23 protein-coding genes are annotated in these 20,407 nt (G+C 34.0%); all 23 read right to left on the bottom strand.

Annotated features, from left to right (window positions below):
- Positions 1-3: 3 nt before the first annotated feature.
- The 23 genes from I0Q91_RS11285 to thpR all read right to left on the bottom strand — a co-directional run bounded on the left by I0Q91_RS11285 (position 4) and on the right by thpR (position 20,406).
- Positions 4-978, bottom strand: a complete 975-nt coding sequence (locus I0Q91_RS11285) for a TonB family protein (RefSeq protein WP_270454651.1) — start codon at positions 976-978, stop codon at positions 4-6.
- A gap of 42 nt (positions 979-1,020) precedes the next feature.
- The gene (locus I0Q91_RS11290; protein ID WP_270454652.1) at positions 1,021-1,422 is read right to left on the bottom strand and encodes an ExbD/TolR family protein; all 402 of its coding nucleotides are present in this window, start codon (positions 1,420-1,422) and stop codon (positions 1,021-1,023) included.
- Positions 1,400-2,080, bottom strand: coding sequence for a MotA/TolQ/ExbB proton channel family protein (locus tag I0Q91_RS11295; protein WP_270454653.1), 681 nt, complete (start codon positions 2,078-2,080; stop codon positions 1,400-1,402). Before I0Q91_RS11295 ends, I0Q91_RS11290 begins: the two co-directional genes overlap by 23 nt.
- Before the next feature lie 230 nt (positions 2,081-2,310).
- A complete protein-coding gene (locus tag I0Q91_RS11300; RefSeq protein WP_270454654.1) occupies positions 2,311-3,999 on the bottom strand; it encodes a complex I subunit 5 family protein in 1,689 nt (562 codons plus the stop codon).
- Entirely contained in the window at positions 3,999-4,427 is a 429-nt protein-coding gene (locus tag I0Q91_RS11305) for a hypothetical protein (RefSeq protein ID WP_270454655.1), read from the bottom strand. The genes I0Q91_RS11300 and I0Q91_RS11305 overlap by 1 nt, the downstream gene beginning before the upstream one ends.
- Before the next feature lie 41 nt (positions 4,428-4,468).
- Positions 4,469-5,953: a complex I subunit 5 family protein gene (locus I0Q91_RS11310; RefSeq protein WP_270454656.1), complete on the bottom strand. Its 1,485-nt coding sequence runs from the start codon at positions 5,951-5,953 to the stop codon at positions 4,469-4,471.
- A complete protein-coding gene (locus I0Q91_RS11315; RefSeq protein WP_427854503.1) occupies positions 5,947-6,291 on the bottom strand; it encodes a sodium:proton antiporter in 345 nt (114 codons plus the stop codon). Before I0Q91_RS11315 ends, I0Q91_RS11310 begins: the two co-directional genes overlap by 7 nt.
- Positions 6,292-6,314: 23 nt before the next feature.
- The gene (locus I0Q91_RS11320) at positions 6,315-6,746 is read right to left on the bottom strand and encodes an MnhB domain-containing protein (protein ID WP_270454658.1); all 432 of its coding nucleotides are present in this window, start codon (positions 6,744-6,746) and stop codon (positions 6,315-6,317) included.
- The gene (mbhE, locus tag I0Q91_RS11325) at positions 6,736-7,038 is read right to left on the bottom strand and encodes a hydrogen gas-evolving membrane-bound hydrogenase subunit E (protein ID WP_270454659.1); all 303 of its coding nucleotides are present in this window, start codon (positions 7,036-7,038) and stop codon (positions 6,736-6,738) included. Before mbhE ends, I0Q91_RS11320 begins: the two co-directional genes overlap by 11 nt.
- Positions 7,035-7,277 carry a hydrogenase subunit MbhD domain-containing protein gene (locus I0Q91_RS11330; protein WP_270454660.1) on the bottom strand — a complete coding sequence of 81 codons (243 nt, stop codon included), beginning with the start codon at positions 7,275-7,277 and terminating at the stop codon, positions 7,035-7,037. Before I0Q91_RS11330 ends, mbhE begins: the two co-directional genes overlap by 4 nt.
- Complete coding sequence (mnhG, locus tag I0Q91_RS11335) at positions 7,270-7,602, bottom strand: monovalent cation/H(+) antiporter subunit G (RefSeq protein ID WP_270454662.1); 333 nt, start codon at positions 7,600-7,602, stop codon at positions 7,270-7,272. The genes I0Q91_RS11330 and mnhG overlap by 8 nt, the downstream gene beginning before the upstream one ends.
- Positions 7,603-7,624: 22 nt before the next feature.
- Positions 7,625-7,891, bottom strand: a complete 267-nt coding sequence (locus I0Q91_RS11340) for an MrpF/PhaF family protein (protein WP_270454663.1) — start codon at positions 7,889-7,891, stop codon at positions 7,625-7,627.
- Positions 7,881-8,441, bottom strand: coding sequence for a Na+/H+ antiporter subunit E (locus I0Q91_RS11345; RefSeq protein ID WP_270454664.1), 561 nt, complete (start codon positions 8,439-8,441; stop codon positions 7,881-7,883). The genes I0Q91_RS11340 and I0Q91_RS11345 overlap by 11 nt, the downstream gene beginning before the upstream one ends.
- A gap of 14 nt (positions 8,442-8,455) precedes the next feature.
- Entirely contained in the window at positions 8,456-9,010 is a 555-nt protein-coding gene (locus I0Q91_RS11350; protein ID WP_270454665.1) for an Rnf-Nqr domain containing protein, read from the bottom strand.
- Positions 9,003-9,596, bottom strand: coding sequence for an Rnf-Nqr domain containing protein (locus I0Q91_RS11355; RefSeq protein ID WP_270454666.1), 594 nt, complete (start codon positions 9,594-9,596; stop codon positions 9,003-9,005). Before I0Q91_RS11355 ends, I0Q91_RS11350 begins: the two co-directional genes overlap by 8 nt.
- 28 nt (positions 9,597-9,624) lie before the next feature.
- Complete coding sequence (locus I0Q91_RS11360; protein WP_270454667.1) at positions 9,625-13,386, bottom strand: RnfABCDGE type electron transport complex subunit D; 3,762 nt, start codon at positions 13,384-13,386, stop codon at positions 9,625-9,627.
- 20 nt (positions 13,387-13,406) lie between these two features.
- Positions 13,407-14,717, bottom strand: coding sequence for an electron transport complex subunit RsxC (gene rsxC / locus I0Q91_RS11365; protein WP_270454668.1), 1,311 nt, complete (start codon positions 14,715-14,717; stop codon positions 13,407-13,409).
- 158 nt (positions 14,718-14,875) lie between these two features.
- The gene (locus I0Q91_RS11370) at positions 14,876-15,700 is read right to left on the bottom strand and encodes a PHP domain-containing protein (RefSeq protein WP_270454669.1); all 825 of its coding nucleotides are present in this window, start codon (positions 15,698-15,700) and stop codon (positions 14,876-14,878) included.
- Between the two features lie 12 nt (positions 15,701-15,712).
- Positions 15,713-16,477 carry a TIGR00282 family metallophosphoesterase gene (locus I0Q91_RS11375; protein WP_270454670.1) on the bottom strand — a complete coding sequence of 255 codons (765 nt, stop codon included), beginning with the start codon at positions 16,475-16,477 and terminating at the stop codon, positions 15,713-15,715.
- Between the two features lie 69 nt (positions 16,478-16,546).
- Positions 16,547-18,085, bottom strand: coding sequence for a ribonuclease Y (gene rny / locus I0Q91_RS11380; RefSeq protein WP_427854504.1), 1,539 nt, complete (start codon positions 18,083-18,085; stop codon positions 16,547-16,549).
- Between the two features lie 153 nt (positions 18,086-18,238).
- The gene (locus I0Q91_RS11385; RefSeq protein WP_270454672.1) at positions 18,239-18,721 is read right to left on the bottom strand and encodes a regulatory protein RecX; all 483 of its coding nucleotides are present in this window, start codon (positions 18,719-18,721) and stop codon (positions 18,239-18,241) included.
- Positions 18,705-19,757 carry a recombinase RecA gene (gene recA, locus I0Q91_RS11390; RefSeq protein WP_270454673.1) on the bottom strand — a complete coding sequence of 351 codons (1,053 nt, stop codon included), beginning with the start codon at positions 19,755-19,757 and terminating at the stop codon, positions 18,705-18,707. The genes I0Q91_RS11385 and recA overlap by 17 nt, the downstream gene beginning before the upstream one ends.
- A gap of 85 nt (positions 19,758-19,842) precedes the next feature.
- Positions 19,843-20,406, bottom strand: a complete 564-nt coding sequence (thpR, locus tag I0Q91_RS11395; protein ID WP_270454674.1) for an RNA 2',3'-cyclic phosphodiesterase — start codon at positions 20,404-20,406, stop codon at positions 19,843-19,845.
- Between the last annotated feature and the right edge of the window lies 1 nt (position 20,407).

Consider the following 20,407-nt stretch of genomic DNA (forward strand, 5'->3'; position numbering starts at 1 on the left):
AAGTTATTCAAATCTTAAATCTAATAAATCTACATCTATAACTGGATTATCTCTTTCATCAACATCAAATATAACTTCAATTTCCATTATATATGACCTATTATAAGATCTAAATGACCAACCTCTTTCAACTGTTGATTGGGCATTTCTATCCATGCTGTCAATGCCTGAGCTTTCTATAACAGATACTGATTGTACTTCACCATCTTCAGAAACATTTGCTTCAACCAAAACTCTCCCAGTTTCAGATCCTCCAACCAGATCTTTTGGATAAACAGGTAATGGAGATTGTTGTATTAACTCACCTGGTGCTGGCGGAGACTCTTCAGCTTGAGTTTCAGAGGAATCAGCAGGCTCCTGTTCCTCTTCTGTAGCCTCATCAGACTCTTCGGCCACCTGTTCTTCAGGCTCTGGCTCCGGTTCTGTCTCAGAATCTTCCTCAGGTTCTGATTCCGGTTCTGGTTCTGGCTCAGAGTCTTCTTCAGGCTCTTCTAAACTTTCTTCGATTTCTAATTCAGATTCATCTGCTGTTACAACTTCTTCTTCTGACTCAGGTTCCTCTTCAGGTTCTGGATCTGGATCTGGTTCTGGATCTGGTTCAGGTTCAGGCTCAGGATCTGGATCTGGATCCGGTTCTGGCTCTGGCTCCGGTTCCGGTTCTACTTCTTCTTCAGGCTCATCCTCCTGCTCTATATCAGGTTCATCCTCCTCAACTTCAGGAGCAGGGTCTGGCTCTGGTTCCGGATCTGGCTCAGGATCTGGATCAGGGTCTGGTTCTTCCACTGCTTCAGGTTCATCAGGCATTGGTTGAAAATCTACAACCTGAATAAAATCAAAATCTCTCTGATCTGAACCATCACTTGCCAGGCTTCCACTTAAACCACCCCATGGAACCAAATAAAATATTAGCAAATGTGCAATTAAAGAAATTGTTATGAATATATATAATCTATCTTTGTTATTATCATTAAAATTCATACTATCCACTCCGGATTACAAGTTTTATTTAAAGACCGGATGTTAAGAGTCTCTTTCTGCAGCAAGGGCTAAATCATAAAACCCTGCCGACCTTAAACTATCCATAACAGTAATTACATGCTGATATCTCGTATCCTGATCTGCATTTATAATAGTAACTCGATTAGGATTTTCCTCATATAAATCAGCAATTCTTGCTGTTAAATTTTCAACAGATAATTGTTCTCCTTCTAAATAGAATTGTCCATCTTCGCTTATATCAACAACAATATTTTCCTGAGACTGTTCAGTTACAGTCTGAGCAGTTGGCAATTGCATTTCTAAACCTTCTGGTGTAGTTCTAAATGATGTGAATAACATAAAGAACACTAATAGAAAGAATATAACATCTATCAGAGGAAGAATATTTATAGAACTCTTTTTACTTAGAGTAGGTTTGAACATTTCTTTCCCTCCTGGTTCTATATCTGCTATTGCTATCATTATTATTAATAATATCCATTATTTCAACCATACTCTGATTTAATTTATGGGCTTTTCTTTCGACTATATTAGAAAAGTAAGAATAAAATATAGCAGTTGGTATAGCAATAATTAATCCAATAGCTGTACTAATTAATGCTGCTGCAATTCCGCCACTAACCTGAGCAGGATTGCCAACTCCAGCTGTGGCACCTAAGATATTAAAACTGCTAATAATACCTAAAACTGTCCCTAATAGTCCTAATAATGGAGAAACCATTGCAACTACATCCAGAATAGGTAGATGCCTTTCCATCTTCTTAATCTCATTTTCTCCAACAATTTGTAATAACTCTCTAATTCTCTCTGGATCCTCTGAATTATGTTTAACAGCAGTTGATAACATTTTTACAGCTGGACCTCTCTTGCCCTTTAACTGGTTTAATGCTGCCATTGTATCGCCTTCTTCAAGTAACATCTCAACTTTTTTAATGAGTCTGGTATTACTCCCTTTATACCTGGCAAAAAATAATGTCTTTTCAATAATAACAGCCAGACTAAAAATTGATGCAATTAATAATGGTAATGCTGTCGGACCACCTAATGATAATATATTCCAAATCTCTCTCAAAATAATCACTCCTTATTATTCTAAATAAACTTAATTATTTTCGACTTTTCAAACTCAACAGTTCCACCTACATCCTACATCTAACAAACTTAACCTACTCACTACTAATTAAATTTCTACAAAGATTGCTCAATTCCTTTTTATTTTAACAACTATCTTTAAAATAAACTAACTATTTATGATAATTAAGAAAATATGGCTATATTAAATCAGAATACCACTATCACTACTTTATCTCTCTAAAGACCAGGTTTTAATAAAATAATTAAAATTACAAGAACAAATAAAGCTAAATATAAATCAAAACCTAAATTTTTTATATCCCAAAAAACTCCTTCATATCTTCCAGCATAAATATAACAGGTTAAATCCTCAAAACTATTTATATTCTCAATTGTTTTTTTCGCTTCTTCAATTCTATCTTTAGCAGTTTCCTCTTTCCTAAATCCTAAAATAATATTTATTTTAGCTAGCTGCAAATAAATTCTTTTTAAGAATTTTAACCATCTACTATTTTCTTCCCCTTCTGATTTATTAATAATATTTTTAAATAAACCGCTAATTTTAAATAATATATTAGGAGAATTCACTTTTGAAATGTCAGTATTTCTATCAAAAACTAATAATAATAACTCACTTACAAAAATCAATATTTTATAAAGGGGATTAAAAACTAAATACTGCATACTTAATTTTCCAGGCAAACTTTTCTTATAGATATTAAACTGCTTAAACATAAGAAATACTATTATACCTATCCCAATAGCCTTAAAAGATGCTGAAATAAAATACATAGAAAATATATTAATATCAAGAATATTTAGGCCACCTGAATAATTAAAGCCAGGTCCAGACAACTCAACAAATCTAAGATAAATTGATTCTGGTATGATTCCAGTTAATAAAATCAAAACTGAAATAATACCAAATGGTAACATGCCAGTTAATGAATACTCCTTATTATTAATCCTTTTACTTGCTTTAGCTTCTTTTCCTAAAAATAAATAATAAAACAATTTACAAAAATATAATACAGTTATAGAACTGGTTATGGTAAAGATTATTTCTGAATAATTAATAATTATATTATAATCTAACTTATATGCCTCATAAATAGCTTCATGCAATAGATTTTTACTAATAAATCCATTAAAACCTACTAAACCAATGATTCCAAACATGCCTGTTAGAAAAGCTCCCATAGTTAATGGCATCTTCTTCCATAAACCACCATGATTATAAATATTTAAATCATGAGTCTTTAAATAAATATATCCAACTATCATAAATAGGCTGCTTTTAAAAAGGGCATGGCTAATAACATGATACATAGCCGATTCCATTCCAATACTCCCGGCCATGCCAAGATAAGCAGCAGAACCTATTCCTGTTAAAATAAAACCAATTTGACTTACACTGCTATAAGCAAGAATTGTTTTCATATTATCCTGAAAAACAGCTAAAAAAGCTCCTATAAACATTGTTATAGCTCCAAGGACAATAATTAGTTGACCAAAAAATTCTAATAACTGTTGATTTGCTGGAACCCCAGGGGAAATAACATAATTAAATGTTACAATAATACCATATATCCCTGTTTTAATCATTATACCAGAAAGCAAGGCGCTAGCAGGAGTTGGGGCAACAGGATGAGCAAGGGGTAACCATATATGAACTGGAAACATACCTGCTTTTACACCAAAACCTAAAAGCAAAGAAAAACCTATAAAATACCCAACTCTTCCTGATAAATCTATATTATCAGCAATTTCTGTAAATACAATTGTGCCAGCCTGGTTATATACAAGAAATACACCCATTAATATAGCCAGCCCACCAATAACTGCCATATATAAATATATTTTAGCTGCATTTAATGCTTCTTTATCCTGGTTATGAACTATTAAAAGATATGAAGTAATTGACATTATTTCAAAAAAACAAATAATGTAAAAAGGTCACCACTAAAGATCGTCCCCAGTGTTCCGCCTAAGGTTATTAACCAGCCAAAATAAAAGCGATTCTGAAACTTATCTCCTGCCATATACTTTTTAGCATAGACAGTAGATAAAAACCAGATTCCAGTTATTAAGATAGCAAAGATAGAATCCATTCTAGTTACAGCAAGATAAAGACCTCTATCCATAATATTCACTAAATTATAACTGAGAAAGCCTGTATCAGATTTTAAATAAATAATAAATAAAGTCTGTAAAAAAACTATAAATGTAGCTCCAATTAGAAAGTCAATTCTTTTATCTTCATCATCTTTAAAAAAATAAATAAATATTGTAGCAATAAAAGGTGTTAATAGCGTCAATAAAAGAATACTTTCTATTGTAAAACCAACCCCCATGAAACTTCCTCCTCTTGAAATTTAATATTAAAAGTAATCCACTAAATCAAAATAGAAACTATCCTATTTATATAATTTATTGGCTTAGCCGGAAATATTCCAATAATTAAAATCAAGACCCCTAATGTTAACATAGGTAAAATGATTTTAAAACCAAGCCTTTTAAATTCCCAGTCATATTCTAAATCATCATCGCCTCCAAAAAATGCTTGAATTATTATAGGTAAATAATAAACAGCATTCAACAATGAACTTAAGATAATTATAATTAAATATAAAGGTTTTTCAGCTTCAATAGTTCCTATTGCAATTGTCCATTTACTAATAAAGCCATTTAAAGGTGGTATTCCAATCATCGCTAAGGCTGACAGAGCAAATAAACCCATAGTTAGAGGATATTTTTTACCTATACCTTTAAAATCAACAATATTCTCAGCCCCGGTATATATGATTATAACTCCAACAGTTAAAAATAATAATGTTTTAATGATTGAGTGATTTACTATATGTAAAAATCCACCAGTAATGCTACTTTCAGTAGCCAGAGTTATTCCTAAAAATATATAACCAATTTGAGCGACACTTGAATAAGCCAGCATCCTCTTGATTTTTGTCTGGCTTATTGCAAATAATGAGCCAATTATAATAGCCATACCAGCCATAACTATAGCTATTTCAGACATATTAGTCTGCTCGAAGAAACTTAAAGGTAATACTCTATAAAATACTTTAATAAAAACAACTATATATGCCTTACCAACTAAACCTGCCATAATAGCTGTGGATATTGTAGGGGCAGAGTAATAAGCATCTGGAAGCCAGATATGCAATGGAAATAAAGCAGATTTCATTGCTAAGCCAAAAAACATAAATAGCATAGCCATACTGGTTGCTGCCGGATACATTCCAGCAACTTCCATTAACTCCATACCGGCTAGTTCCATATTCAAATAACCTGTTAATAAATATATTAAACCGGTAGAAAATAAAACAGAAGAAGAACCAACAGCTGTTAAAAACAGATATTTAATACTAGCAAAGACTGTATCTTTATTTTCATTTATAGAAATAATCGCAACTGTAGTTAAAGCTGATATTTCAATAAAGACAAACATATTAAATAAGTCATTTGTTAAAATTAATCCAATTAAAGATGCTTGAAGCATAAAGGCCAGTGTAAAATACCATCCTCTTAGATGTTCGCTTATTTCTTCTCTTATCTTTTTCTGGTTATATAAATAAATAATAAAAAACATACCTGATACAAGCAACAATATCAAAGCTTCTAATTCACTAAAAACAAATTCTATTCCTTTATCAGGAGTCCAACCTCCAAAATTATAATACTCCACTCCTATTGAATTAACCCTAAAAATCACTAAGACTGAAAGTACAAATACTATTCCCGAAACAAAAGTAGCCAAAAATGAAAACTTTTTAAATTTAAATTGATCTAAAACAGGGCTGATAAATGCCGATATCAATAAAACCAGCATAATTAAAATACCTGGATGGACTCCTAACATTCCCTTTCACTCCTAACAACATAAATCTCTTCAACATTTATTGTGCCATAATGCTGATACACTTTAATAATAATTGCTAATGCAAATGCTGTTACACTTACAGAAACAACTATTCCTGTCAGCATTAAACCACTGGGTACTGGATTCACAGTTAAAGCATCCTGACTGCCCTCTACAATTGGAGAACCTCCATCAGCAACAAAACCGACTGCAACAAAAAAGAAGAAAATAGCACTATCCATAACATTTAAACCAATAACCTTCTTAATTAAATTTGGATGAGTGAGCAGAATATAAAATCCAATTAAAAACAAAACAATAGAAGCAAAGTAATACATATTGGGATGAATAAAGATATCTATCAATGTAAATCTTCACCACCAAGACTATCGAATAAAGCAACAATTGTACTTGCTACCTTTACTCCAATAGCAATATTTAAAAATGCTATAAAACCACCACTAAATAATCTGCCAGGATCACCAGCAGGAAAAATCGGCAAGTTGCTTAAAAATGGTTGCCCATAAAAAAAGGCAACTATTCCAAAAAATATATAAACTAATGCCCCACCACTCTCAATTAATGTAGAAGTTCTATGAGAGAATTTCCTTTCCTGCATTGAAATTCCATAGGTTAATGATAATAAAACAAAGCCTGCCCCGACAACAGTTCCACCAGAAAAACCCCCACCTGGAGATATATGAACATGTACTATTAAATAAAGTCCAAATAGAGTTATAAATGGCAACATAAACCTTGTTATAATGCTTACAATTGTATCCCTAAATTTCATCCTTAACATCTCCAGATTCTCTATTGTTATCTATTAGAGTTGCAAAAATTCCAGCTATAGCAGCAAATAATACAGTCGTTTCTAATAATGTATCAAAAGCACGATAATCAGTAATAATAGATGAAACTACATTTTGAGAACCAGTCTCTTCCACAGCCCTATTTACAATCTCAGTTTGTGAAAGCTTATTACCTGGATTATCAGGATCACCAAATGTAGGCATATCCATTACAACTGAATATATTCCAAATCCTAAAGTAACTAATAAAACAATAGCAATTAAATGCTTCATTTTTCCAGCCTCCCTGTTTTACTAATAGCAGCAACAAGCAAAACAGTAGTCACGCCAGCTCCTAAAGCTGCTTCAGTTATAGCAACATCTGGCGCTCTCATCTGCTGCCAGAGTAATGACATAATTAAGTTATATACAGCAAATAATATAACGGCACTTAATAAATCCTTGATTTTAGCAACAGATATAACTACAACTATAAGTGTCAATATTAATACAAAATGAAATATATTAATCATAATTTTCTTCCTCCCTGCTAAAGGGAACATAACTATCAGAAATTTCCCTGGTTTCAAAAGCTGCCAGCGCTATAGCATGAGAAGCAGTTGGATTTGTCACCCAGATAAATAAAACTAAAACAAATAATTTTAAAGAAAATATCGAAATTCCATTTAACAAGATTAAACCAAACATAACCAGACTAACACCAAGGGTGTCGCATTTAGTACTTGCATGCATTCTGGTATAAACGTCAGGCATTCTTAATAATCCAATAGTACCAACTGCAAAGAAAAAGACACCAGTAAAAATAGAAATATAAGAGATCACTTCAATAACTATCATAATATAATCACCATTTTCTTAATCATGAAACACTTCCTTTTTCCAGGTACTTAGCAACTGAAATACTGGCAATAAAACTAATTAAAGCATATACCAGGGCAATATCAACAAAGTAATACTCTGAAAATATAATTGCAAATAACACCATTATAGAAACTGTCTTAGTTCCTATCACATTAATAACAATAATTCTATCCAATGATGATGGACCTATAATCCCTCTAATTAAAGATAGAAATATTAAAATACTTAAAAGTAGGCTGGCAAATATCAAAATATTATTGGTCATAACTATCAATCCCCTTTTCTTCTATCCCACACATTAAATCCTCCATATACCATCCAGATACATTGTGGGCAGCATCACTTGTCAATGCATGAATTACTAATTCATCATCAACCATATAAACACTTATAGTCCCTGGAGTCAGAGTAATAGTATTAGCATACAGAACCCTGCTTATTTTCTTTTTAGGCTTTAATCTAATGCAAATAAAAGTAGGTTCAATAGGCATTTTAGGCGATAGTACAATTTTAGCTACATCAATATTTGCTAATACCATCTCAATTAAAAATCTATAAAAATAATGAAATAATTTTAAAATATTTTTTCTAGTCACTAAAAATGCCTGTATATCACTTAACATAAAATGTCCCCAGTATGTAGTTATCAAAAAAGAAAATAAAACACCAATAAAGAGCTGCTGCCAATCAAAACTTCCTGTTAAAATAATCCAGAAGATGATTAAAGCAGCAGCCCATCTTAGTCTTACTTTTCTCTGGAGATAACTACCTAAAACTGCAATATTTCTTCTTAAAGAAAGCAGTACTCTCTCCATTTATTATCCCTCTTCTAATATAAGAATAAAAACCCAGAAACTCCCATAGCTGCTATTCCTAATCCAATTAAAATAGCAGGAGCCAGCTTAAATATATCACTTGCTTCAGAAATCCTCATCTGTTCTTTTAATGTAGCAATAAGAACAAACGCAATATAGAATCCAATTGCATTGGCAAATGCAGTAACCATCATTTCAGTAAAAACAAGGTTCCTTTCTAAAATAATCCATTGAAACCCTAATAAAGCTGGCATAAAGATAAATAATTTAGGCATTCCATAGTAGTCACCTTTAAGCTCTCCAAGATATTGTAAAACAATTATAGCTCCTAAAGAAACCAGGAAAAACACCCAGGCAGCAAGGAATTCAAATTCAATTCCTATCGAATCTACAATAACCCATCCAAAAATACCTGCAAATAAGATTGCAAAAGCAAATTTTACTCCTTTTACCAGAGATGGTCTAACTCTATCTGTTTCCACAAGAGAGACTAAAACACCTAAAGAATATATTAATACTAAATTTACAGGCAAAATATTCTCAAGAAATAAACCAAATGTTTCATTCATTACTTTCGCCCCCTTCTAATGCAAATAAATTTGCATCAACTTTATCTAAACTCAATAACAATCTAAATAAGATCCAGACGACTCCAAGGAAAATAAATCCACCTGCAGAACCTCCAAGTGCACTTAAGGGAGCAAAGCCAATATCATACAATTCATAACCTAAAATAGATCCAAAACCAAATAGTTCTCTTAGAAATGCAACTGCTATTATAGTTATAAAGAATATATTTATTCTTTTCCATAGCTGAGACAAAGATACATTATCCTTGCAACCATAATATGTTAGTGGTGTAACACCTATTAAGAGAATATATAATCCAGAATGTTGATACACTCCTGGATATAAATAAGCAGTTAGCAAATAAGCTATATAACTAAAAGATACACCAAAGGCTGAATAAACAATCCAATGGGCATCAGCCAATAACTCCACATTTACTAGCTTTGAAACAGCTCTTGAAATTAAAGAAATTAATATTAAAACAACTGTAACAACAACTGCTGTTTGAATATTTCTGCTTCCTCCCAGAATGGGGAGCAGGCCTAATAAAACGACCTGCTCAAATATATTATTAAATTTAGGCATCTAGTAATCCCGCCTTTCTTTTTTATTATTAGTTAGCTTCATTTAAAACACTCTCCAGCGCCTCTATAAAGCCTGCACTAGTTCCAGTTGCACCAGAGATTGTATCTATATCTGCTGACTGGGCTGATATAGCTGCTTCAATTAATTCATCAAAAGCAGGTTCCGCTATATTTTCTGTCTCAGAATGACTTATAATCTCTATTGACTCAATAGCTCCATCAGTTATAACAACTTCTATCTCGATATCATCATTATAACCTTCAGCAGTTGCAGTATAAGTGCCATCTTCATAATCAGCTTCAACTTCATCCTCTTCATCTATTTCATCTTCTAGAGCATCTGCAACTGCTGCCATTATAGCCTCACTTGTCTCTGTTGCTCCTGAAGCAACATCAACCTCTGTACTCTGGCTTTCAATTATTGCAGCTGGTACTTGATCAAATGCAGGATCTGAAATTCCATCAGATTCTGAATGGTCTGTTATATCAATAGCAATTATCTCTCCTGCATCATCTAAACTTACCTCAACAATTAATTCTCCACCATAGCCTTCAGCTCTACCTTCTAAAACTTCAGCTGCTTCTTCAGGCTCATCCGGTTCTTCTTCAGGCTCTTCATCAACCTCTTCAGCACCGGCATCCTGGAGAATTTGTTCCAGCGCTTCTATAAAACCTGCACTACTTCCAGTCGCACCAGAAATTGTATCTATATTAGCTGACTGGGCTGATATAGCTGCTTCAATTAATTCATCAAAGGCAGGCTCAGCTATACTATCTGTTTCATCATGACTTAATATCTCAATAGATTCTATCGCTCCATCTGTTATTACAACTTCAATCTCGATATCATCCATATAGCCTTCACCAGTTGCAGTATAAGTGCCATCTTCATAATCAGCTTCAACTTCATCCTCTTCATCTATTTCATCTTCTAGAGCATCTGCAACTGCTGCCATTATAGCCTCACTTGTCTCTGTTGCTCCTGAAGCAACATCAACCTCTGTACTCTGGCTTTCAATTATTGCAGCTGGTACTTGATCAAATGCAGGATCTGAAATTCCATCAGATTCTGAATGGTCTATTATATCAATAGCAATTATCTCTCCTGCATCATCTAAACTTACCTCAACAATTAATTCTCCACCATAGCCTTCAGCTCTACCTTCTAAAACTTCAGCTGCTTCTTCAGGCTCATCCGGTTCTTCTTCAGGCTCTTCATCAACCTCTTCAGCACCGGCATCCTGGAGAATTTGTTCCAGCGCTTCTATAAAACCTGCACTACTTCCAGTCGCACCAGAAATTGTATCTATATTAGCTGACTGGGCTGATATAGCTGCTTCAATTAATTCATCAAAGGCAGGCTCAGCTATATTTTCTGTCTCAGAATGACTTATAATTTCTATTGACTCAATAGCTCCATCAGTTATAACAACTTCTATCTCAATATCATCATTATACCCTTCGGCAGTTGCTGTGTAAGTGCCATCTTCATAATCAGGTCTCTCTACACCTAATGCATCTTCAATAGCCTGTAAGAAGCCCTGACTTGAATAAGTTGCACCAGTTACATGATCAACTGAAGTTGTCTGCCTGTCAATAACTAGCTCTCTTAAATCTTCAAAAGCAGGCTCGGCAATATCAGCTGTATCTGAATGATCTATAACTCTGATATCAGCAATCTGTCCATCAGCAATCTCTATTTCTATCTCTATTTCATCATTATAACCATCACCTATACCTGTGTAAGTACCATCATCAACAGGTATAACAAATTCATCTTCAATACTTAATACAGCTTCACCTATAGCTGCCAGAAACCCACGACTAGTCATTGTTGCTCCGGAAACCATATCAACATCAGTAGTCTGCTCATTAAGAACTCTCTCTTTTAACATTTCAAAAGCAGGATCTGCTAAATAAGTTGTCTCTTGATGATCTACTAATCTTATATCAATCAGCTCATTATTTTCAACTGTTATTTCTACAACTATCTCACCAATCATACCTTCTGCTCTTCCTGTATAAACGCCATCAGGCATTTCAAATCCAGTAGTATATACTTCAACTCTTTCACCAGCAAGGGCATCATCAACAGCAGAAAGCATTCCACGACTGCTCATTGTAGAACCAGAAATCACATCAACATCAGTGCTTTGAGCTCTAACAACCCTATTTTCCAGTCTCTCAAAGGCACTTCTGGCGACATGAGGAGTATCTCTATGTCTTAAAATATTAACTTCATGTAAAAAACCTTCTTCAATCTTAACCTGGGCTTCTACATCTCCCCACATACCGCTACCAGTTCCATAATACCAGCCATTAGGAATATCAAAATAATCAAATTCTGGTCCCTCAAGCTGTCTTTCAACGAGTTCTAATGCACTTTCAACAGTCTGAGCAACTGCAATAGATGATAAAGTTGCATTTGTAATTACATCTAAATCAAAGTTTGCTCCCATAGTTGGTGTCAAATCAGAACGTCTTAAACCTTCAAACTGTTCTAAAAAGCCTGGTTGGGCAACCTGGGCTCCAAGAGTAGCACTTTCATTATGCTCAATAATCCTGCTACCAATAACTTCTCCTTCAGGATTAATTGCAACCATATTTTCAATTTCGCCACTATACCCAATTCTACTTACATATGCTAAAAACCCAATCCGCTCGTCATCTTCAATTACTTCAGCAAGTAATCTATCTTTATTTAAATCTTCAAGCATATTAAATTTCTCTGCTCTTGGGAAGAAGCTATCCATATGCTCATTAAAGACACGGTGATGCTGTTCCAAAAACTCAGTATCAGTAAAAACTATACCTGCATATGCAACAACAGCAAATATAATTGATGCAACAACAACTACACCTACCTGCATCGCCTTTTTCTTCTTCTTATACACCTGTCCAAAGATGTAGCCCTCTAATACAGTGTCAAATAAATGAGAAAATCCATTCATTATTAATATTGCAAAAGTAACACCTTCTGGATAGGCTGTAAATACCCTTATTACAACTGTTAAAATTCCGCAACCTATACCATAGGCAACTCTACCACTTTTTGTAGATGGAGAGCTAACCATATCTGTAGCTATAAAGAAGGCACCAAATATAATTGAACCTGCTAATATAGTAAATAATGGATCGACTCCAAAAATTAAAGCAGTTACTGCTGAAGCAGCAACATAGGGTATAGAAATTCTTAAATCTAAATAACCTCTTTTATATAGATAAAATGCTCCTATCAATAATGCTAGTGCAGAGGTTTCTCCAATACTACCAGGCATATTACCTATAAATAGGTTTAGATAGTCTGAAGAAGCACTTGCAGCTGCTAAAGGAGTTGAAGTTGTTACTCCGTCAAATGGAGTAACCCAGTGAGTCATATAAACTGGCCAGGAAATTGCAAGTATAGCTCTACCAACTAAAGCAGGGTTAAAAATATTATTTCCAAGTCCCCCAAATAATTGCTTACCAATTATTATAGATAAAGCACCACCGACGATAGGAATCCACCAGGGGGAAGCAGGTGGTAATGATAAACCTAAAATAACACCAGTTACAACTGCACTCCCATCACCAATTAACCGCTTACCTCCAGTTAATTTTTTATGAAAAGGAATCTCGACAACAACACATGTTAAAGCTGCTGCTCCTATTAAATATAAAGAATATGTTCCGAAAAAATAAACTGATGCAATAATTGCTGGAACTAAAGCAATTACAACATTCCACATCGTTTTTTCTATTGTATCTAACTGTTTTATATGTGGTCCAGAGTAATTAAATGAATTTGACAAAACCTTTCACCTCCGAAATATTAATTAGACTTAGCTTTTCCTTTTTGAATCCAGCGCAGCAATGGCCTTTTTGAAGGACATACAAATGCACATGCTCCGCATTCTATACAATCATTTAAACCAGCAATTTCAGCTTCCTGATACATTTCATTATTTACAAATGCTGTAATTCTATTTGGAGGTAAATACATTGGACAGACATCCACACATTTACCACATCTAATGCAGACTCTCTTTTCTGCATCACTATATTCATCAGGAGATAATACAACTAGACCAGAAGTTCCTTTTGCAACAGGAACATCAAATGATGTTATCTGTTTACCTGTCATTGGACCTCCCATAACAGTATGATAATCAGAAGTTGTTATGCCTCCACAGTATTCTATAATATCACCTGCAGAAGTTCCAAATGGAACCAGTAAATTCTTTTGTTCTTTCAAACCTTTACCACTGGCAGTCAAAACTCTGTCAATAAGGGTATGCCCCTGATAATATGCTTCAGCAATTTTAATCACTGTTTGAATATTATTTACAATTATACCTACATCCATTGGCAGTCCTCTTCTAGGAACTTCACGGTCAAGCACTGCTTTTATTAAATGCTTTTCAGCACCATGAGGATACCTGGTATCCAGAGGAACACCTTCTAAGTTATCCCAATTTTTAGCCTCTTCTTTAATTGCCTGAACAGCTTCCGGTTTATTGATTTCACTGGCCACAATACCTCTTTCAGCACCGACTGCTTCACAAATAAGATTTAACCCCTGATATAATACATGAGTCTTCTCTCTCATCAAACGATCATCTACAGTTAAATATGGTTCACACTCTGCACCATTTAATATAATGGTATCAATTGGTTTATCAGGTGGCGGGTCAAGTTTTACATGGGTTGGAAAACAGGCACCACCAAGACCAACTACTCCTGCCCTCTTAACAATATCAACAAGATTTTCCTTCTTAATTTCAGAAGGATCATAATCTCTTTCTAATAATACTTCTTTATTGTCCTGACCTGTATTTTCAATTAACATACAATCAAGTTGAGAGCCATCAGGACCAGGCCTTTGAACTATACCCCTGTAAATTCCAGAAATACTTGCATGAATATTAGCTGAAAGAGCTTCTTTATTTTCAGCAATCAATTCACCTCTTTGAACTTCCTGCCCCTCTTCAACTATAGGTTTGCAGGGAGCTCCGATATGCATCTGAACTGGAATTGTAACTGAATCTGGAAAATCAATTCTCTCAATCGGAAGATCAGTAGTAAGGTGCTTCTCTTCAGGAAGATGAATACCACCGATCGGAAACTTTTTTAAATCTTTCACATTTACACCTCCAAAAAATATCAAATCATTATATACCAACCAATTAATCAATTAAAATGTGTTGTTATTTTTGTAACACAACTGGCCAAAAATAACTATTATATATATAATATAAAAAATTACACTCACGACAATTTTAACAGATATAAAATTTCATGTCAAGATTTATACCTATTTATTAAGTCATTTAAAAATCTTTTTGGTAATCTAACTTTACCTATCAAGTTCTTATGACCCTGACCTGGACCATGATTGTCTGAACCACCTGTAACTATTAAATCCCTTTCAAGACAAACTTTTAAAAAACTCTTTTCTTCCTGATGGGAATGGGCTGGATAAAAAACCTCAACCCCATCAAAATTAAAATCCAAAAGATCTCTGAAACTAAAGCCATCATAAGCTATCCGACCAGGATGAGCTAGCACAGCAATACCACCAGCATCTTTAATTACTTTAATAGCCCCTTCTGGAGTAATATAATCTCTTTTAACATAGGCAGGAGCTTTTGAACCTATATATTTATCAAATGCCTCATCATTGTTTTTTACAATATTGTTCTTTTTTAATAAACCTGCAATATGAGATCGCGTAATAATTTCTCCATCTACTAATTCATTCAATTCTACCATATTTAAATTTATACCTAATAGGTCATTTAATTTTTCTATCATCTTTTCTGCCCGACTTCTTCTACTGGACTTTATATTTTCCAATAAATATAATAAGGCAGGTGATTTATGATCAATGAAATAACCCAGTACATGAACTTCAGTATCAAAATAATCTGAATTGATTTCAATCCCTGGAATCACTTTAACTTTAAAATTTTCAGATAAAGATAATGCGTCATCTAATGCATCTACTGAATCATGGTCTGTAATCGATATATAATCAAGACCTCTTTTATAAGCAATTTCCAGAGTCTTTTCTGCATTAATATTGCCATCAGATGCAATAGTGTGAAGATGCAAATCAGCTACCATTTTAAAATCCCCTTAAGCATCATTTATTCTAACAGGAAAAATAGTATTTTCTTTATGATCATATATCGCCCCGGCAAGTTGGACAGTTCCTGTACCAACTTCAAATTTAGTGTGTAAGCCAGTCAAATGCTTCTTAACGATAGGTTCAGATTTCATACCCAGAATCGAATCAACTGCACCAGTCAAACCTAAATCTGATATAAATGCTGTCCCCTTAGGCAATATTTTAGCATCATTAGTCTGGACATGGGTATGTGTCCCATATACACAATCAACCTTGCCATCAAGATAATAACCCATTGCTCCCTTTTCCCCGGTTGCTTCAGCATGAAAATCTACAATTATGATATCAGATTCTCTTTTTAAAGTATCCAATTGATCTCTAATTATTCTAAATGGAGAATCGTGAGGGCCAATATATATCTGACCAATTAAATTAACAACAGTTATTCTCCTGCCATTTTTCAAAAAACTACTGTATCCTCTTCCAGGAACACCAGGGGCAAAATTTAAAGGTCTAACAATTCTAGGTTCCTGATCAACAAACTTAAAAATCCCTTTATTCTTCCAGGTATGATTACCCATAGTTAATATATCGATCCCATACTCAAACAACTCTTCTGCAACCTTTTTATTTAATCCAAAACCACCAGCAGCATTCTCTCCATTGGCAACGACTAAATCTATATTATGTTCTTTAACTAGATCAGGCATTATTTCTCTTACCGCTCTCCTGCCTGCTCTACCAACAATATCTCCAATAAATAAAAACTTCATTTTTCATCTCCTCATTAATAAAAAAAGGGGCTCACAGGGAGCCCCAGTTGAGTTTAGTATTTACAGTTATTATTTTGCATATTCAACGTTACGGCTCTCTCTAATGACAACAACTTTAATCTGTCCAGGATAATCTAAATTATCCTCAATCTTCTTAGAAAGATCTCTACTAATTTTACTGGCCTGAGAATCATTAATTTTATCTGATTCAACAATAACTCTTATCTCACGGCCTGCCTGAATTGCATAGGCATTATTAACACCATCAAATGATTTACCAAGATCTTCAAGCTCCTCTAAACGTTTAATATATGACTCTAAAGTTTCTTTTCTAGCTCCAGGACGGGCTGCTGAAATTGCATCAGCTGCTGCTACTAAAACAGCTTCAACTGATTGAAATTCAACATCTCCGTGATGAGCTTCAATACCATGAAGGACTTTCTCACTCTCACCATATTTCCTGGCAAGATCAACACCGATATCGATATGAGGACCTTCAACTTCATGATCAATAGCTTTTCCTAGATCATGTAATAATCCAGCTCTCTTAGCAACATTAACATCAGCACCTAATTCAGCTGCCATAATAGCAGATAAATGAGCCACTTCCTTGGAATGCTGTAAAACATTTTGTCCATAACTGGTTCTAAACTTTAATCTACCTAAATATTTTACAACCTCTTTATGAAGTCCGTGGACTCCAGTATCAAAGGTTAACTCCTCACCAATCTCACGAATATGGTTCTCTAATTCTTCTTCAGCTTTTTCAACCATCTCTTCAATTCTGGCTGGATGAATTCTTCCATCTTCAATTAATTTCTCTAAAGCTATCCTGGCAACTTCTCTCCGCATAGGATCAAAACCAGAAATAACAACAGCCTCAGGAGTATCATCAATTATTAGATCAATACCGGTTAAGCTTTCCAATGTCCTGATATTTCTTCCTTCTCGACCGATTATTCTACCCTTCATCTCATCGTTGGGAAGATTAACAACTGATACAGTAGTCTCTGCGACATGATCAGCAGCATATCTTTGAATTGCAGTGGATATAATCTCTCGAGCTTTTTTACCAGATTCCTCTCTTAATTCAGCCTCTTTCTCCTTTATTTTACGGGAGAACTCAAGCTCTAACTCTTCCTCCATCTGTTGAAGAAGATATTCTCTAGCTTCTGGCTGATTCATACCAGCAATCTGCTCTAATTTTTCTGTCTGCTTTTTAATTTTTTCATCAAGTTCATCTTCTTTTTCCTCAAGTCTCGTTTCCTGTTTTTTTAACTCAGACTCTTTGACTTCAAGATTTTCAGATTTCTTATCTAAATTTTCTTCCCGTTTCATTAAACGATTTTCTAACTTTTGAAGCTCAGATCTTCTTGCCTGATTTTCCCTATCAGCTTCTTCTTTTAGCTTATGGGCTTCTTCTTTGGCTTCTAATACCATTTCTTTCTTTACTGATTCAGCTTCTCTTCGAGCATCTTCTTTAATTTTTTCTGCTTCTTTTTCAGCTGATTGAATTCTTGCTTCAGCAATATATTTTCTAACCAAATAGCCAGCAAAAAGGCCAGCTAAAATTGCGATTACAACAGGTATAATTGCTACAAAGTTAATTTTCTTCACCTCCATAACTATATTTTATTTATATCAGATAATCCCTTGATTTTAAGGTATCTGTTAATATTTTATACCTTTTTAGGTCAAGTGTCAAGATAGATAAAACCTATTAACGACCTAAAAAGACCGGTAATAGGCTATCTTTAAAAATTATAACAAATTTTTTTCTCTAAAATTATCCAATATAGTCATGGAAATGTTGCCACTAAAACCCTTGTTACTTAAATATCTATACAATTTTTTATCCAGATTTTCATTATCTCTTTTTTTCTTAAGCCATTTTCTGCTTAATTTTTCAGCCATTTCAAGTTCTTTCTCTTCAGTAACAAGTTCAAATATCAATCTATCCTGTAAAGATTTAGAAACCCCTTTTTGAGCCAGTTCTTTTTTTATAAGTCTCGGCCCTCTAGGTTTAAGTCTCAATCGGCTTTTAATCCAACTCCTGGCAAATCTTTCATCATTAATATAATCTTTGCCCTCGAGCTCATCCAGAATCTGATTTATATTATTTCTATCATAATCTTTCCTATTTAGTTTCTTATATAACTCATATCTGGAGTGTTCTCTTCTAGCAAGATACTTAAAAACTTTATTTCTTATTTCTGATTGTTCTTCTTTATTCTTCATCTTCATTAGATTCTTCAGAATCAAAATCTATATCCTCGAAATCTTCTTCATCAGCAAGACCAACTGCAACTCTAATCTTATTTTCGATCTCTTCCATAATTTCAGGATTCTCATGTAAGAACTGCTTGGAATTCTCTCTCCCCTGACCTAATCTAGTCTCACCATAAGAATACCAGGCTCCAGCTCTATCAACTATCCCAGTCTCTTCACCAATATCAATTAAAGATCCTGATCGAGATATCCCGGTACCATACATAATATCAAACTCAGCCTGCCTGAAAGGAGCTGCCACCTTATTTTTAACAACTTTAGCCCTGGCATGGGACCCAATTATATCTTTGCCATCTTTTATAGTTTGAGATCTTCTAATCTCAATCCTGACAGATGAATAAAATTTTAAAGCCCTTCCGCCTGGAGTAACTTCAGGATTACCGAACATTACTCCTACTTTCTCTCTTATCTGATTAATAAAAACACAGGCAGTCTTTGAATCACTAATCGCCCCGGATAGCTTTCTCATTGCCTGTGACATCAATCTAGCCTGAAGTCCAACATGAGAGTCCCCCATCTCACCTTCAAGTTCAGCCTGGGGTACAAGGGCAGCAACAGAATCAAGAATAACTAAATCAACTGCATTACTTCTTATTAAAGCTTCAGTGATTTCAAGTGCTTCTTCTCCATTATTTGGCTGTGATATTAATAAGTTATCTATATTAACCCCTAAATTTTGAGCATATCTTGGATCTAAAGCATGTTCAGCATCAATAAATGCTGCAATCCCTCCTAACTTTTGAGCTTCCGCTATAATGTGTAAACCAAGGGTAGTCTTACCTGAAGATTCATTACCATAAAGCTCAACTATTCTTCCTCGAGGAATGCCACCAACCCCTAAAGCCAGATCCAGAGGCAAACAACCAGTCGGTATGACCTCAACATCTAGAGAACTTGAATCACCAAGCCTCATTATTGCCCCTTCACCAAATTGTTTCTCAATTCTTTTAACAGCACTATCTAAAGCCTTTTCCTTTTCACTCTGGGCCAACAAAATCACTCTCCTTTTCCAAATTTATCTAGCATTCGTATATTCTATTCTCATTATAGAACATTTGTTTAAAAAGGTCAAGCCTTTATTTATACATTTTACAAAATTTTTCCTTATAAATAGGGCCATCCGATTTTAAGATACTCTGAAATAAACAAATTTTATTTATTTTAAAGGAAATTTCATCAAATTTAGCTCTTTCATTACTGGTAAACCAATCAGCAAGAGATTCACGGCCATATTTATTTTTTGTTCTGGCCAGAGTAATATGGGGAATAAAATACCTATTTTCTTTTTCAAAACCTAATTTCAATAATTTATCTTCCAGCCTCGAATTTATTTCCTGCAATATTTCCTTATTCTTAATTAATTTAGCAACTAAAACCTTTGGGTTTTTCATGCCTGGAAAAGCCGATACAGTCTGAATATCAGATTTAAAACTATTTCTATCCTCTAAAGAATCCAGTACAGAAATTATTTTTTCCCTCTTCTCTTCTTCAGTATCGCCAATAAATTTTAAAGTTATATGAAGATTTTCTGGCTTAACAAACTTTATCTTGCCAGCTGTCTTATCAGCAATTTCCTGCTGCCATAAACTTATTTCATTCCTTGTTTTCTCAGATAGAGGCACAGCAATAAATAATCTCAAA

This window comes from Halonatronomonas betaini (assembly GCF_015666175.1).
Lineage (GTDB): Bacteria > Bacillota > Halanaerobiia > Halanaerobiales > Halarsenatibacteraceae > Halonatronomonas > Halonatronomonas betaini.